This is a genomic window from Nocardia higoensis (assembly GCF_015477835.1).
Taxonomy (GTDB): domain Bacteria; phylum Actinomycetota; class Actinomycetes; order Mycobacteriales; family Mycobacteriaceae; genus Nocardia; species Nocardia higoensis_A.
Map to the genome: position 1 here is coordinate 488,434 of NZ_JADLQN010000002.1, position 17,326 is coordinate 505,759.

The window sequence follows — 17,326 nt, forward strand, 5'->3', positions numbered from 1 at the left end:
CCGTCCGAGACCTTCGCCGGCCGCCGGGCCGAGGGGCAGCCGACGGCCCGCGCAACGACGACCGGGCACAGTCGCGGCAGCCCACGAGTGGCGGTGGATACGATGCCGAGCCCGTTCGTCGACACTCTGGAGTATTTCGCTGCGGCGAGAGATGATCCGTGTGACCGGGGTGGCAGGTCACCCGACTCGCACACTGACCAGACCTGATGGTCTGTTAAGTGGTGTGAGTAACCTACCGGGGTCTCGGGTGCAATGAACCGTATGCGTACAGCGATGTGCAGAACATCGCGGGCGGTTATTGTTGCGTGCCCGAGGTCGCCGTGTATGTCCGCACGAGTGCCGTGCGGGTGTGGTTTTTGCTCGACCCGAGAGGTGAACTGGCGCGATGGACACAGGGAGACGTTCCAGCCGTGAAGGTCGCCGCCGCCGGTCGGGCTCGCCGCTGCTGGCCCAGCTGCTCACCGCGGCCGTGGAGTCCGCCGCCGACGCGGTGGCGGTCCTCAGCGACCCGACCGGCGATCCCGCCGACCGGCGTCAGCTGACCTACCGGGAGCTCGACGAAGCCTCCTCGCGGATCGCCAGGGAGCTGATCAGCCGCGATCTCGGCCCGGGCGACACGATCGCCATGGGCATCACCCGCTCGATCGAATCGGTGCTCTCGCTGTGGGCGATCGCCAAGACCGGTGCCACCTATGTGCCGGTGGACCCGAACTACCCCGCCGAGCGGATCGCGCACATCCTGGCCGATTCCGGCGCCGAGTTCGGCCTGACCACCTCCGCGCACCGCCCCGTGCTGGGGACAGGCACCTACTGGATCGAACTGGACGATCCGGTGCGCGCCGAGCGCATCGCCGCCCATCCGGCGCACCCGATCTCCTACGCCGACCGGGTGCGCACCCTCACCCCGGCGCACCCGGCCTACATGATCTACACCTCCGGCTCGACCGGCATGCCCAAGGGCGTGCTGGTCTCGCACACCGGCATCGCGGCTGTCGCCTCGGCCGGCGCGAATCTGGGCATCGGCGTCGGCGACCTGGTGACCCACCTGAGTTCGCCGAGCTTCGACTTCTCGCTGATGGAAGCGATGTTCGCCTTCCCGCAGGGCGCGACGATGGTCATCGCCCCGCCGGAGGTCTACGGCGGGGCCGAACTGGCCGCGCTGATCGAGCGGACCGGCGTCACGCACCTGATGATGACCCCCGCCGCGCTGGAATCGGTCGATCCGTTCGGCCTGACCTCGGTGCGCACGCTGGCCGTCGGCGGCGAGAAGCTCAACCCCGAACTGGTCGGCCGGTGGGCGTACCCCGGCCGGACCATGCACAACATCTACGGTCCGACCGAGGCGACGATGATCGTGACGGTCTCCGAGCCGCTGCACGTCGACGAGGAGATCACGATTGGCACGGCGCTGCCGGGAGTCGGCGCCTACGTGCTCGACACCCTCTTACGCCCGGTGCCCGCGGGTGTGGTGGGCGAGCTGTACCTGGCCGGTCCTTCGCTGGCGCACGGGTACCACGGCCGCCCCGCGCTGACCGCCGCCGCTTTCGTGGCCGACCCGTTCGACGGCGAGGGCAGCAGGCTCTACCGCACCGGCGACCTGGTGCGCCGCCGCGAATCCGACGGCGCGTTCGAGTACGTGGGGCGCTCGGACTTCCAGGTGAAGATCCGCGGCCTGCGCATCGAACTCGGCGAGATCGACAGCGCACTGACCTCGCACCCCGACATCGACTTCGCCGCGACCCTGGGCGCCACGCTGCCCTCGGGCAGCACCGCGCTGGTGTCCTACGTGCTCGCGCGGGCGGGGACCGCCCTGGACATCACCCAGGTGAGCGAACACATCCGCAAGGTCCTGCCCACCTACATGGTGCCCTCGTCGATCATGGTGCTCGACGAACTGCCGCTCAACGCCGTCGGCAAGCTCGACCGCGCCGCGCTGCCCGAGCCGGTCTTCGCCACCAGGACCTACCGCGAACCGTCGACACCGATGGAACGGATCGTGGCCGAGGTCTTCGCCTCGGTGCTGGCGCCCGAAGGTGACGTGCAGCTGCAGGTCGGCGCCGACGACGACTTCTTCGAGCTGGGCGGCAACTCGCTGCTGGCGACCCAGGCGGTCGCCAGGATCGGCAGCGTCGCGAGCGTTCAGGTCCCGGTCAAGCTGATGTTCGAGGCCGCCACCGTGTCCGGCCTCGCCGCACTGATCGAGGGTCTGGACGCGCCTGCCCGCCCGCCGTTGCGCGCGGTGCAGCGGCCGGATCGGGTCCCGCTGTCCTATGCCCAGCAGCGCATGTGGTTCCTCAACCGCTTCGACGCGGCCAGCGGAGTGAACAACATCCCGGTGGCGGTGCGGTTGTCGGGGGCGCTGGACGTGGCCGCGCTGGACGCGGCCGTCGCCGACGTCATCGCCCGCCACGAGGTGCTGCGGACGGTCTACCCGGAGGTCGACGGCGAGGGCACCCAGGTGGTGCTGCCGGTCGAGGACCCGCGTGCGATACCCGGACTGCCCGTCCTGGCGGTCGCGCCGGACCGGGTGCCCGAACTGATGAACACCGTCATCGGCACGGGCTTCGACGTGGCCGTCGCGCCGCCGATCCGACTGCGGCTGCTGGAGCTGTCCCCGCGCGAGCACGTGCTGGTGTGCGTGGTACACCACATCGCCGCCGACGGCTTCTCGATGGGCCCGCTCACCCGCGACCTGATGCTCGCCTACCAGGCGCGCACGGCGGGCCGGGCGCCGGACTTCACGCCGCTGGCCGTGCAGTACGCCGACTACACGCTCTGGCAGCGCGAACTGCTCGGTGGGGCGGACGACCCGCGTTCGCTGCTGCACGACCAGCGCGAGTACTGGCGCGCCAGGCTGGCCGATCTGCCCGAGCTGTCGACGCTGCCCACCGACCGGCCGCGTCCGCAGGAGGCGTCCTATCGCGCGGGCACCCTGACCTTCGGCATCGACGCGGAATTCCACGCGACGCTCGCCGAACTCGCGCGCCGCCACAATGTCACGCTGTTCATGGTGGCCCACGTGGCGCTGGCGGTGCTGCTGGCGAGGATGTCCGGCGGCGACGACATCGCCATCGGCACCCCGGTCGCCGGTCGCGGCGAACCCGCCCTCGACGACCTGGTGGGCATGTTCGTCAACACGCTGGTGCTGCGGACCCAGGTGCGCCCGGAGGCCACCTTCGACGAACTGCTCACCCAGGTGCGCGCCGGCGACGCGGACGCCTTCGAGCACGCCGACCTGCCCTTCGAACGGCTGGTCGGCCTGATCGACCCGCCGCGCACCACCGCGCACCACCCGCTCTTCCAGGTCATGCTGACCTTCCAGAACCTGCGTCTGGGCGCGTTGGACCTGCCCGGGCTCACCGTGGAAGGCGTCACCTCGGCGCGTCCGCTGGCGGAGTTCGATCTGCAGCTGACCCTGGCCGAATCCGCCGACCAGCACGGCACCCCGTCCGGCATCGCCGCCGAGATCGCCTACGCCGCCGACCTCTTCGACGCCGACACCATCCGCTCCTTCGCCGAGCGCTACCGCCGGGTGCTCTCGGCCATGGTCGCGAGCGTCCACAAAGTCGCGGGCGAGGTGGACCTGCTCTCCGACGCCGAACGGCACGCGGTGCTCACCGAGTGGAACGCCACCACCTATCCGGTGCCGAACGTCACGCTGGTCGAACTGTTCGAGGCGCGCCTGGCCGCGGATCCGCGGCTGGTCGCGGTGGCCGGTGAGCACGAGACGCTGACCTACGCCGAGTTCGGCACCCGCGTGCACCGCCTGACCAGGGCGTTGCTGCTCTCCGGTGTCGGCCCCGGTTCCCTGGTCGCCCTGGGCATCCGGCGCTCGATCGACCTGGTCGTGGCCATGTACGCGGTGCTCGAGTCGGGTGCGGGCTTCGTGCCGCTCGATCCCGAACAGCCCGCCGAACGCCGGGAATCGGTGCTCGGGACCGCCGATCCGGTCCTGATGCTGACCACCCGCGCCGACGCGGCGCTGATGTCGCCGACGCCCGCCGGGCAGGCAGGCGCGCCCGGCTCCACGGTGCCGCGCATCGCCATCGACGCACTCGACCTCGACGGTGTGCCGGACGGCCCGATCACCGCGGCCGAACGGCCGAGGGCCGCCACCGGCGCCGACATCGCCTACGTCATCTTCACCTCGGGCTCGACCGGCCGTCCCAAGGGCGTCGCGGTGAGCCAGGCCGCGATCGTCAACCGCCTGCTGTGGATGCAGGCGCAGTATCCGATCGGTCCGGCCGACGCCGTGCTGCAGAAGACGCCCGCCACCTTCGATGTGTCGGTGTGGGAGTTCCTGTGGCCCTTGCAGACCGGCGCCCGCCTGGTCGTGGCCGCCCCGGACGGCCACCGCGATCCGGTCTACCTGGCCCGGCTCATCGCCGAACACCGCGTCACCACGGTGCATTTCGTGCCCTCGATGCTGGCGGTATTCGTCGCCTCGCTCGCCGAGCACGGCGAACAGTTGCGGGCCGGGGTGTCGAGCCTGCGACAGGTGTTCGCCTCGGGCGAGGCGCTACCCGCCGCGACGGCGCAGCGGTTGCGCGAGTTGACCGGCGCCCGCCTGCACAACCTCTACGGCCCCACCGAAGCCGCGGTCGACGTGACCTTCCACGAGGTCGTCGACGCCGACGTGACCTCGGTGCCGATCGGCCGCCCGGTGTGGAACACGTCGGTGTTCGTGCTCGATACGCGCCTGCGCCCGGTGGCGCCCGGCGTCGTGGGCGAACTGTATCTGGCGGGCGATCAGCTGGCGGTGGGCTATCTGTCGCGGCCGGATCTGACCGCCGACCGCTTCGTGGCCTGCCCGTTCGGTGCGTCCGGTTCCCGCATGTACCGTACCGGCGACCTGGTGTCGTGGACCCGCGACGGTGAGCTGAACTACCTGGGGCGCAGCGACTTCCAGGTGAAGCTGCGCGGCCTGCGCATCGAGCTCGGCGAGATCGAGACGGCGCTGCGGGCCCAGCCGGGCGTCCGCGACGCGGTCGCACTGGTGCGCACCGACCCGCAACTCGGTGATCAGCTGATCGCTTACGTCACCGCGGGCTCGTTCACCGCGGTCGATGTGGACACCGTGCGCGCCGGACTGGCCGCGGCCCTGCCGGACTACATGGTGCCCGCCGCGATCGTGGTGCTCGACGAATTCCCGCTCAGCGCCGTCGGCAAGCTGAACCGCAAGGCGCTGCCCGACCCGGTCTTCGAGACCAAGAGTTTCCGCGCGCCCGTCACCGCCGTCGAACAGTCTGTGGCGGGTGTCTACGCCGACCTGCTCGGCCGCGACGAGGTCGGTCTGGACGACGACTTCTTCGCCCTGGGTGGCAATTCCCTGCTGGCCACCCGGGTCATCGCCCGGCTCAACGAGGCCCACGATGCCGCCCTCGACGTGCGCGCCCTGTTCCAGGCCCCCACCGTCGCCGCGCTGGCCGAGCGCATCGTGCCCGGTGCGGGCAGCAACAGCCGTGTCGCGCTGACCGCGGGCCCGCGCCCGGCGACGGTGCCGCTGTCGCCGGCCCAGCAGCGCATGTGGGTGCTCAACCGGATGGACCCGTCCTCGGTCGCCTACAACGTGCCGTTCGCGCTGCAGATCGCGGGCGCGCTGGACGTCGAGGCGCTGCGCGGGGCGGTCGACGACGTACTCGAGCGCCACGAGGTGCTGCGCACCCGCTACCCAGCGGGCGCCGACGAGCTGCCCTACCAGGAGATCCTGCCGCTGGGCGAGGTGCTGCCCGGCGGCCTGCGGGTCGAACGGCCGCGCGACATCATGGGCCGGGTCATCGAGCTGATGACCTCCGGCTTCGACGTCACCGAGCGGGTGCCGGTGCGCATCGCGCTGCTCAACGGCGGTGTGCCGGACAAGCATCTGCTGGTGCTGGTCACCCACCACATCTGTGCCGACGGCGCCTCGCTGGCCCCGCTGGCCCGCGACCTGGTGACCGCCTACGCCGCCCGCTCGGCCGGGCAGGCCCCCGAGTGGGAACCGCTGCCGGTGCAGTACGCCGACTACGCGCTGTGGCAGCGCGAGGTGATGGGCGCCGAGGACGATCCGGAATCGCTGGCCGCGCGACAGCTCGCCTTCTGGCGCGAGCGGCTCGACGGCCTGCGCCCCGGGCCGGCGCTGACCCCGGACCGGCCTCGCGCCACCGGTGCCGCCGCCCGCGGCGCGTCGGTACGGTTCGAACTGCCCGTCGAGGTCCACGTCGCCTTGGCCGAGCTGGCCCGCGAACACAACGCCTCGCTGTTCATGGTGGTGCACGCCGCGCTCGCCGCGCTGCTGGCCCGCCTCGGCGGCGAATCCGACGTCGCCATCGGCACGCCGGTCGCGGGCCGCGGCGAACGCGCGCTCGACGACCTCGTCGGCATGTTCGTCAACACGCTCACCCTGCGCACCGACGTCGACGTGGATTCGAGCTTCAGCGCACTGGTCGAGGCCGCGCGCGAGGCCGACCTGGCCGCCTTCGACCACGCCGAGCTGCCCTACGAGCGGGTCGTCGACGCCGTCGCCCCGGACCGGGCGGGCACCGGCAGCCCGTTGTTCCAGGTGGTGCTCGGCTTCGAGAACCTCACCAAGCCGGTCCTGGAACTGCCCGGCCTCACCGTGACCGCGATGGACTCCGGTCCGCTGGCGGCCAAGTTCGACCTGCTGCTCGAAATCGAGCCCAGGCACGACGCCGACGGCATGCCCGGTCCGCTGGGCGCGGCGCTCACCTATGCCACCGACATCTTCGACGCCGCCACCGCGCAGGGCTTCGCGCACCGCTTCGCGCGGCTGGCCGCCGAGGTCGCCGCCGACCCCACGCAGCCGATCGGCGACATCGACCTGCTCGACGATCTCGATCGGGCATATCTGCGTCCGGCCGAGACCGCGGTGCGCACCGACCTGACCCTGCCGCAGCTGCTGGCCGAGGCGGTCGACACCGCGCCGGGCAACACGGCGGTGGTGTTCACCGACGCCGTCGAGCAGCTCGGCGTCCTGGACTATCAGGAACTCGACGCCCGCTCCACCCTGCTCGCCCGCGAACTCGTCGACCGCGGCGTCGGCCCGGAAGACCTGGTGGCCGTGGCGGTGCCGCGCTCACTGGAATCGGTACTGGCCTTGTGGGCCGTCGCCAAGACCGGCGCCGGATTCGTGCCCATCGACCCGGCCTACCCGGCCGAGCGGATCGCGCACATGCTCGCCGACTCCGGCGCGGTGCTCGGCCTGACCGTCTGCGACGAGGTGGCCGCGCTGCCCAAGCGGGTGCGCTGGCTGCTGCTCGACGACATCGCCTTCGTCGCGCGTCTGGCCAGGTTCGATACCACGGCGCTCACCGACGCCGACCGGCGCCGCCCGCTGCGTCCGCAGCATCCGGCGTATGTCATCTACACCTCCGGCTCCACCGGAACCCCCAAGGGCGTCACCGTCACCCACGCGGGACTCGCGGCGCTGGCCGAGGAACTGCGCGAGCGCTTCGCGCTGACCCCGCACGCCCGCACCCTGCACTTCGCCTCGCCGTCGTTCGATGCCTCGGTGCTGGAGTTGCTGCTCGCCGTCGGTGCGGGCGCGACCATGATCGTGGTCGCCCCCAGTGTGTTCGGCGGCGGCGACCTGGCCGAGGTGCTGCGCAGGGAACGGGTGACCCATGCCTTCATCACCCCCGCCGCACTGGCCGGGCTCGATCCCGAGAACCTGGACGATCTACGGGTGCTGATCACCGGCGGCGAGGCATGCCCGCCGGAACTGGTGCGGCGCTGGGCCGGTCCGATCGAGGCGGGCGCGCTCGCGTTCCACAACGCCTACGGTCCCACCGAGTCCACCGTGGTCGCCTCGGTGACCGGCCCGATGGCGCCCGATGCCCCGATCACCATCGGCGCGCCCCTCCGCGCCACGGCCGCCTACGTGCTGGACCGGCGACTGCGCCCGGTCCCGGCCGGGGTCAGCGGCGAGCTCTACCTCTCCGGTCCCGCCCTGGCCCGGGGCTACCGCGACCGGTCTGTGCTCACCGCCACCCGCTTCGTCGCCGACCCGTTCGCGGCCGACGGCACCCGCATGTACCGCACCGGCGACCTGGTGCGCCGCACCGCTGCCGGCGAACTGGAGTACCTGGGCCGCAACGACTTCCAGGTCAAGATCCGCGGCTTCCGTATCGAACTGGGCGAGATCGACGCCGCGCTGACCGCGCAGCCCGAGGTGGACTTCGCGGTCACCGTCGGCCACCAACTCGACAACGGCAGCACGATTCTCGCCTCCTATGTGCATCCCGTCGCGGGCGCTCGCATCGATGCCGACGACCTGCTGGCCGCCGCGAGCCGGGCGCTGCCCCGGCACATGGTGCCCGCCTCGATCACCGTGCTCGACACCATTCCGCTCACCCCCGCGGGCAAGCTGGACCGCGCCGCGCTGCCCGCGCCGGTGTTGCGGGTCAGCACCTTCCGCGCCCCGCGCGGTCGGCTCGAGCAGGTGGTCGCCTCGCTGTACGCCGAAGCCCTCGGGTCCGCCGAACCGGTCGGCGCCGACGACGACTTCTTCGCTCGCGGCGGCAATTCGCTGATCGCCACCCAGGTGGTGGCCCGGCTCGGCGCCGCCCTCGGCACCCGGCTGGAAGTGCGTGAACTGTTCGACGCGCCGACGGTCGCCGGTCTGGCCGCCCGCCTCGGCGCCCGGCTCGATTCCGCCGCGCCCGGCGCCTCCGCGGCGGCTCGTCCCGCGCTGACCGCGGGAGCGCGCCCCGACCGGATTCCGCTGTCCCCGGCGCAGCGGCGCTACTGGTTCCTCAACCAGTTCGACGTCGCGGCCTCCGCCGTGGACAACATCCCGATGGCCGTGCGCCTGTCCGGCGAACTCGACGTCGCCGCACTCGGCCGCGCCGTCACCGATGTGCTCGCCCGCCACGAGGTGCTGCGCACCGTCTATCCCGGCGGCGACGAGCGTCCCTACCAGCTGATCCACCCCGTCCCCACCGAGCCGGTGGCACTCGGCGCTGTCGACGTGCCCGAGGACCGGCTGTTCGCCACGCTCACCGACCTGGCCCGGCGCACCTTCGACGTGACCCGCGAGATCCCGTTCCACGTCGCGCTGCTGCGCCTGGCGCCCACCGAGCACGTGCTCGCCTTCGTGGTACACCACGTCTCCGCCGACGGCGCCTCGATGGCCCCGCTGGCCCGCGACATCATGGTGGCCTACACCGCGCGCCTGCACGGGAGTACGCCGCGCTGGAGCCCGCTGCCGGTGCAGTACGCCGACTACGCTCTGTGGCATCGCGCCGTGCTCGGCGACGAGGACGACCCGGATTCGGTCGCGGCCGCGCAGATCGCCTACTGGCGTGAGCGGCTGGCCGGCCTGCCCGATCAGCTCGACCTGCCCGCCGACCGCCCGCGCCCGCCCGCGCAGTCCTTCCAGGGCGCGACCGTGCGACTGGTGGTCTCCGCCGACCGGCACGCCGCCCTCCAGGAGCTGGCTCGCGTGAACCGCGCCTCGCTGTTCATGGTCGTGCACGCCGCGTTCGCGGTGCTGCTGGCCAAGCTCTCCGGCTCCGGCGACATCGCCGTGGGCACCCCGCTTGCCGGTCGCGGCGAACGCGAACTCGACGACCTGATCGGCATGTTCGTCAACACCGTCGTCTTCCGGACCAGCGTGACACCCGGCGAGAGTTTCACCGAACTGCTGGCGAGCGTGCGCGAGGGCGACCTGACCGCCTTCGACAATGCCGACGTGCCGTTCGAGCGCCTGGTCGAGGTGCTCAACCCGCCCCGCTCCACCGCCCGCAATCCGCTCTTCCAGGTGGGCCTTTCGTTCCAGAATCTGCGCGAGACCACCTTCGAGCTGCCCGGCCTGCGGGTGGCGCCGCTGGAGTTCGAGACCCATCTGGCCAAGACCGACCTGCAGCTCACCGTCACCGACCGCTACGAGGCCGACGGCACGCCCGCCGAGATCCTGGCCGACTTCAGCTACGCCACCGACCTGTTCGACGAATCCACCGTCCAGGCCGTCGCCGACCGGTTCCAGCGGGTGCTCGACACCGTGCTGACCGACCCGATGATGCCCGTCGCCGGTATCGACCTGCTCTCGGCCGCCGAGCGCGAGGCGATCTTGCGCACGGCGAACGAGACCGAGCACTGGATCGACCCGCGCGCGAACCTGTCCTCGCTGCTCGACGACACCGTCATGCGCAGCCCCGAGGCGCTGGCGCTGGTCGCGGGCGAAGGCCAGCGCGCGGTGTGGATCACCTACGGCGAGCTGGACCAGCGGGTCAACCGCCTGGCCCGCCACCTCATCCGGCGCGGGGTGCGCCCGGAGGACCGGGTGGTGCTGGCCATGCGCCGCAGCGTCGACCTGGTGGTGGCCATGTTCGCGGTCGCCAAGTCCGGCGCCGCCTACGTGCCGATCGATCCCGATCAGCCTGTCGAGCGCGTCGAGCAGATCCTGACCACCGCCGCGCCGATCTGCGTGCTGACCACCACCCGCGACGCCTTCGACACCACCGCCGCGCTCACCGTCGTGGTGGACACGCTCGACCTGTCGATGCTCTCGCCCGCGGCCATTGCGCCCTCGGAGCGCAACGGCAAGCTGCACGCCGACCACCCGGCGTACGTGATCTTCACCTCCGGCTCCACCGGCACCCCCAAGGGCGTGACGATCTCGCACGGCGCGATCGTCAACCAGTTGCTGTGGAAGACCGCCGAATTCGGGCTCGACCGCGACACCATCGTGCTGCTGAAGACCGCGGCCACCTTCGACCTGTCGGTGTGGGAGTTCTGGTCGGCGGCGGTGTGCGGCGGCAGGCTGGTGATCGCCGACGCCTACGGTCACCGCGATCCGTCCTACCTCAACACCCTCATCCGTGAGACCGGGGTCAACACCCTGCACACCGTGCCGTCGATGCTCGACGCGCTGGTCACCGAAGCGGGTGGCAGCCTGCCGGATTCGGTACGCCTGGTACTGGCCATCGGCGAGGAACTGCCCGCCGCGCTGGCCGCGCGGGTACGCGCGAGCGGGGTGCGGCTGCACAACCTCTACGGACCCACCGAGGCCGCGGTGTCGATCACCGATCACGCGGTGAGCGAAGCGGATTCGGCGACCGTGCCGATCGGCTCGCCGGAATGGAACAGCCGCGTCTATGTGCTCGACGGGATGTTGCTCCCGGTGCCCGACGGCGTCCCCGGCGAGCTGTACCTGGCGGGCGCGCAGCTGGCCCGCGGCTACCATCGCAGGCCCGCGCTGACCGCCGAGCGTTTCCTCGCCGACCCGTTCGCCGTCGAAGCCGGTGGCGCGGCGGGCGAGCGGATGTACCGCACCGGCGACCTGGTCGTCCGGACCACGACGGGGAATCTGGAATACCTGGGCCGCACCGACTTCCAGGTCAAGGTCCGCGGCTTCCGCATCGAACTCGGCGAGATCGACGCCGCGCTGCTGGCCCAGCCCGGCGTCGCCCAGGCGGTCACCGTGGGCCGCGACCAGCCCGGCCGGGCAATGTCGCTGGTGTCCTATGTCGTCCCCGCGCACGTGCTCGCCGCCGAGCGCGCGCCGCTGGACGAGGCGACCCTGCTGGCCGGACTGCGCACCCGGCTGCCCGAATACATGGTGCCCACCGCCGTGGTCGTGCTGCCGCGGATGCCGCTGACCTCGGTCGGCAAGGTGGACCGCGCCGCGCTGCCCGCGCCACGGCAGGCCGCTACCACGCACCGCGCCCCCGCCACCGCCGCCGAGCAGGCACTCGCCGAGGTCGTGGCCGAGGTGGTCGGACGCGAGCAGGTCGGCGCCGACGACGACTTCTTCGCCATCGGCGGCGACAGCATCGCCGCCATCCAGGTGGTCGCGCGGGCCAGGGCCGCGGGCGTGCGGTTCACTCCGCGTCAGGTCTTCGAATTGCGCACCGTCGCCGCTCTGGCCGCGGCGGGCACCGCCCCGCCGGCCGGACCCGCGCAGCGGCCGGGCGAACTGCCGCTCACCCCGAAGGCGACGCGCATCCTGGCCACCCGGCCGGACGGCATCGAGCCGCGCGCGGTGGTCGTGGACCTGCCCGTGGACGCCACACCGGTCAAGGTGCGGCAGGCGGTGGAGATCGTGCTCGCCCGCAATCCGATGCTGTGGGCGCGGCTGCGCACCGCCGCCGACGGACGCCCCGCCGGATTCGTCCTGCCGCCGACCCCGTCGCCGGACGACCGACCGTACTTCCGGCTGGCCGACAGTGTTCCGCTCGACGACGTGGTCGCCGCCGCGGCAGCCGCGCTCGACCCGGTCGAAGGCCGCAATATCCGGTTCGTGCACGTCGGCGCGGACGGCTCCGCCCAGCTCGTGGTGGTCGCCAACGGCTTGGTGGTCGACGACCGCGCCTGGCGGGTGCTCATCGACCAGCTCGTCGCGGCCTGGTCGCGCCCGCACTCCGCCGAACTCGTGCGTCCGGTGCCCGCCACCGGTCACGGTCTGGCGATCCTGTTGCGCGACCTGGCCGCCCGAGCCGCCGATCCGGCTGTACACGCCGAACTCGACCGGTGGCGCGCGGTCGCGCCCGCGAGCAGGCAGGCACCGCGCGATCTCGAGCTGTCGGCCCGCTCCCGGGTATCGCTGACCATCACCGCCGAAGGCGCCGCGGCCGTCGCGACGACCGCGGCGGCCTATCACACCGGCGTCGGGGACGTGCTGCTCACCGCGCTGGCCCTGGCCCTGCGGACCGCCGCGGACAGTCCCGTCGTGCGCGCCACCGGCCCGGTGGTCCGCCTGCACGCCGACGCCCGTGGCGGCTTCGATTCCGCCGCGCGTGGCGCCTTCGACACCGAAGCGCGTTCGGAAGCCGACGCCGACATGGTGGGCGCGTTCACCACCGGCTATCCGCTGGTGCTCGACCTCGGCGACCTCGACACCGCCGACGCCCTGGTGGGCGGTCCGGCCGCGGGCCGGGCACTGGCTCAGGTCAAGGAAGCGCATCGCGCGGTCCCCGCGGGCGGCGTCGGCTACGGCCTGCTGCGCTACCTCGATCCCGGTATCGATCTGCCCGGACCCGGCCTGCTCCGGTTGCGCTACCGCGACCTGCGACCGGCCCGCGTGCACACCGACGCCCCCGCCGACGACCTGCTGCTGGACATGCTCATCGAGACCACCGGCAACGGCCTGCTGGCGCGCTTCGACTTCGCCTCGGCGGCCTTCACCGCCGAGCAGGTCCGCGGGTTCGCCGAACACTGGGTGCGCGCCCTCGGCGGTCTGGCCGAACACGGCTCCCGTCCCGGCGCGGGCGGGCACACGCCCTCGGACTTCCCCCTGGTGCGGCTGACCCAGATCGATCTGGACCGGTTCACCGAGACCTACTCCGCGCCCGCCGACATCTGGCCGATGACGGCGCTGCAGTCCGGCATGCTGTTCCACGCGCTGCTGGCCGACGCCTCCATCGACCCGTACATGATCCAGTTCGTGCTCGACCTCGACGGTTCCGTCGATGCGGGCCGGCTGCGCGCCGCCGCCCAGGCACTGCTGGACCGGCACGCCAACCTGCGGGTGGCCTTCGCCGACACCGCCGACGGCACCACCGTGCAGGTGGTGCCCGCCCGGGTGGATGCCCCGTGGCGGCAGATCGCGCTCGACCACCTCGATCCCGCGGTCATCGCCGCCGAGGCCGAGCGCATCGAGAACGCCGAACTGGCACAGCATTTCGATCCCGGCACCGCGCCGCTGCTGCGCTTCACCCTGCTGCGCACCTCGCCGGAGCGCTATCACCTGGTGGTCACCAGCCACCACATCCTGCTCGACGGCTGGTCGGTGCCGCTGCTCATGCGCGAACTGCTGACCGGCTACGCGTTCGGTCCGCACTCGCGGGAACTCCCGCCGGTGCGCCCCTACCGCGACTACCTGATCTGGCTGGCCGACCAGGACCGCGAGGCGGCGCTGGCGGCCTGGCGGACCGCGCTGGAGGGCGTCACCGAGCCGACCCTGCTCGCGCGCAGGCCGGGCCATGAGATCTCCGCGGGCATCGGGGAAGCGGGCTTCGCCCTGTCCACCGCCCAGACCGAGGCGCTGGTTCGGCTGGCGGCGCGCGTCGGCGTCACCGTCAACACCGTGGTGCAGACCGCCTGGGCGCTGCTGATCGGCCGCAGCACCGACCGCGACGACGTGGTCTTCGGCGCCACCGTCTCCGGCAGACCCGCCGATCTCGACGGCGTGGAGACGATGGTCGGGCTGTTCCTCAACGCCGCACCGGTGCGGGTGCGCCTCGACCCGACCAGGACCCTCGACCAGCTGCTGCGCACCGTGCAGGACGAACAGGCCGTGCTGCTGGATCACCATCACCTCGGCCTCAGCGAGATCCAGGAGGCGCTGGGTCTGGAGTCGCTGTTCGATTCGCTGGTCGTCTTCGAGTCCTACCCGGTCGACGCCGAGGGCCTGCGCCGGATCAGCGAGATCGACGGCATGCGGGTCAGCGGCGTCCACGTCACCGACGGCACGCACTACCCGGTGACGGTGATCGTGGCGCTCGGAGAGCAACTGCGGGTGCAGGTGAAGTATCTGCGCGATCTGTTCGAACCCGAGGCCGCGCAGACCCTGGCCTCCCGGCTGGCCGCCCTGATCGGCAAGTTCGTCGCGGTGCCGCACGCCCGCGTCGGCGAGGTCGACGCGCTGCTCGCCGACGAGCGGGCGGCGCTGTTCGCCCGCAACTCGACCGTGGTGCCCGAACTGCTGGACGACGCGACCCTTCCGCGGCTGTTCGACGAGCAGGTCGCCCGCACCCCGCGCGCGACCGCGCTCATCGCCGGTGGTGCCGTGCTGGACTACGCCGAACTCGACCGGCGCTCCCGCGTGCTGGCCACCGAACTGGCCGAGCTGGGCGTCGAGCCGCGACAGCTGGTCGCGGTCGCCATGCGCCGCAGCATCGACCTGGTGGTCGCGATCTACGCGGTGCTGCGCGCGGGCGCGGCATACGTGCCGGTGGACCCCGACCATCCCGACGAGCGCAACGAGCAGGTGCTGACAGGCGCCGCGCCGGTCTGCGTGCTCACCAGGTCCGTCGACGAATTCCGCACCGCCACGGCGATTCCCGTGGTGGAGGTCGACACCCTCGACCTCACCGGCATGCCCGCGCATCCCGGCGTCCGGGTCGCCGCCGACGATCTGGCCTACGTCGTCTACACCTCCGGCTCCACTGGCAGGCCCAAGGGGGTGGCGATCACCCACCGCCAGATGGCCAATCAGCTCCGCTGGGCCCAGCGCGCCCAACCGCACGACCGCACCGACGTGGTCCTGCACAAGACGCCGATCACCTTCGACATCTCCGCCTGGGAGCTGTTCTGGCCGTTGCAGGCGGGCGCGTCGGTGGTGATCGCCGAACCCGACGGTCACCGCGACCCGGCCTACCTGGCCGCGGTGGTCGCCGAACATCGCGTCACCACCGTGCATTTCGTGCCCTCCATGCTCGATGCCTTCCTCGCCGACATCCGGCCGGGCAGGCGCACCTCGCTGCGGCGGGTGTTCGCCGCGGGCGAGGTGCTGTCCACCGAGACCGCCGCGATGTTCGCCGAGCGGCTGCCGGGCGTCGACCTGCTCAACTGGTACGGGCCCGCCGAGGCGACCGTGGTCACCGAGTACCGGGCCGACCCGGCCGATGCGGAGGGCGGCGCGAGCGTGCCCATCGGCTCGCCGGTCGCCAACACCCGCGTGCACGTGCTCGACCGTCAGCTGCGGCCGGTGCCCGACGGCACCGCGGGCGAGTTGTATGTGGCGGGTGTGCAATTGGCGCGCGGCTACCACGGCGCGCCCGGCCTGACCGCCGAGCGCTTCGTCGCCCGCAACGGCGGCGAGCGGATGTACCGCACCGGCGACGTGGTGCGCTGGCGGCGCGGTGCGGGTGGCCGGGCGGTGCTGGAATACCTGGGCCGCACCGACTTCCAGGTCAAGCTGCGCGGCCAGCGCATCGAGCTCGGTGAGATCGAGGCCGTGCTGCTCGCCCATCCGGCGGTGCGTCACGCCGCCGTCTCGATCGTGCAGGCCCCCGCCGGGGAACGCCTGGTCGCCTATGTGGTGCCCGACGAGGGCGCGGTCGTCGTGCCCGGCGCGCTGATCTCGCACGCGCGGGCCGCGCTGCCGCCGTACATGGTCCCCGCCGCCGTGGTGCCGCTGTCGGAACTGCCGCTCAATGCCAGCGGCAAGCTCGATCGCAGCGCGCTGCCGGTGCCCGAACTGCCGGTGCGCCCCTATCGCGCACCCGCCACCGAGACCGAGAAGCTGCTGGCCTCGGTGTTCGCCGAGGTGCTCGAGGTGGATCGGGTCGGCGCCGACGACGACTTCTTCGAACTCGGCGGCAACTCGCTGGCCGCGACCAAGGTGGTCGCCAGGCTGCGCCAGGACGCCGAGGTGGAAACCCGCGTGCAGTGGTTCTTCACCGATTCCACGGTCGCCACCCTGGCCAGGCGCATCGAACAGGCGCGCGCCTGCGGGGTGGACTACGAGCCGGGCACCGCCGACGCGCTCGGCCCGCTGCTGCCGATCCGCGGCGAGGGCGCCCTGCCTCCGCTGTTCTGCTTCTACCCGATGGCCGGTCTGTCCTGGGGGTACGCGGGCCTGCTCGCCTACCTCGAACCGACCCGCCCGGTCCTGGGCCTGCAGTCGCCCGCGCTGTCGGAACCCGACTACCTGCCCAGGTCGCTCGAGGAGATGGCCGCGCGCTGCCTGGCCGAGATCCGCTCGGTGCAGCCCTTCGGCCCCTACCACCTGGTGGGCTGGTCGCTGGGTGGTCTGCTGGCGCACGCGGTCGCGGTCGCCCTGCAGGAGGCGGGCGAGGAGGTCGCGGTGCTGGCGCTGCTCGACAGCCACCACGACATCTCCGCCGCGGACTTCCACGACGCGCTGCGCGGCGCGCTCGCCGAGATCGGCATCCAGGCCGACAACCTGCTCGGCGACGAGCCCGCGCCGTACCTGAGCGAGGACTCGCTGGCCGCCCTGCACGCGGCGATCCCGGCCGACCTGACCGCGCTCACCCCCGAGCGGCTGGGCCGGGTCTACCGCAGCGCCGTCCGCTCGGCGGAACTGATCTCCGACTACCGTCCCGGAGTCTTCAAGGGCCGGGTCGACTACTTCAGTGCCCGCATCCTGGGCGCCAACCTGGTGCGCGGCATCGATCCGGGGACCTCGGCGGTCAAGTGGCGGCCGTTCGTCGCGGGCGAGGTGGTAGATCATCCGGTGCACGCCACCCACGACGAGATGACCTCGCCGCACGCGCTCGCCCAGATCGGGCCGACGCTGGCCGCGCGACTCGCCCCGGGGGTGCGAACACCGGTCAGCGGTCCCATCAGGCATGATGGCAACGCAAGGTAACGGTTCCCCCTGACGTGACGACTACATCGATCGGACACGCGGGCCGTGTCG

Annotated in this window: 1 protein-coding gene; it reads left to right on the forward strand. The window is 72.2% G+C overall.

Translation table 11 applies throughout. The features are described from left to right. The first annotated feature begins 385 nt into the window (after positions 1-385). Positions 386-17,275 carry a non-ribosomal peptide synthetase gene (locus IU449_RS16305; RefSeq protein WP_195002928.1) on the forward strand — a complete coding sequence of 5,630 codons (16,890 nt, stop codon included), beginning with the start codon at positions 386-388 and terminating at the stop codon, positions 17,273-17,275. The last annotated feature ends 51 nt before the right edge of the window (positions 17,276-17,326 follow it).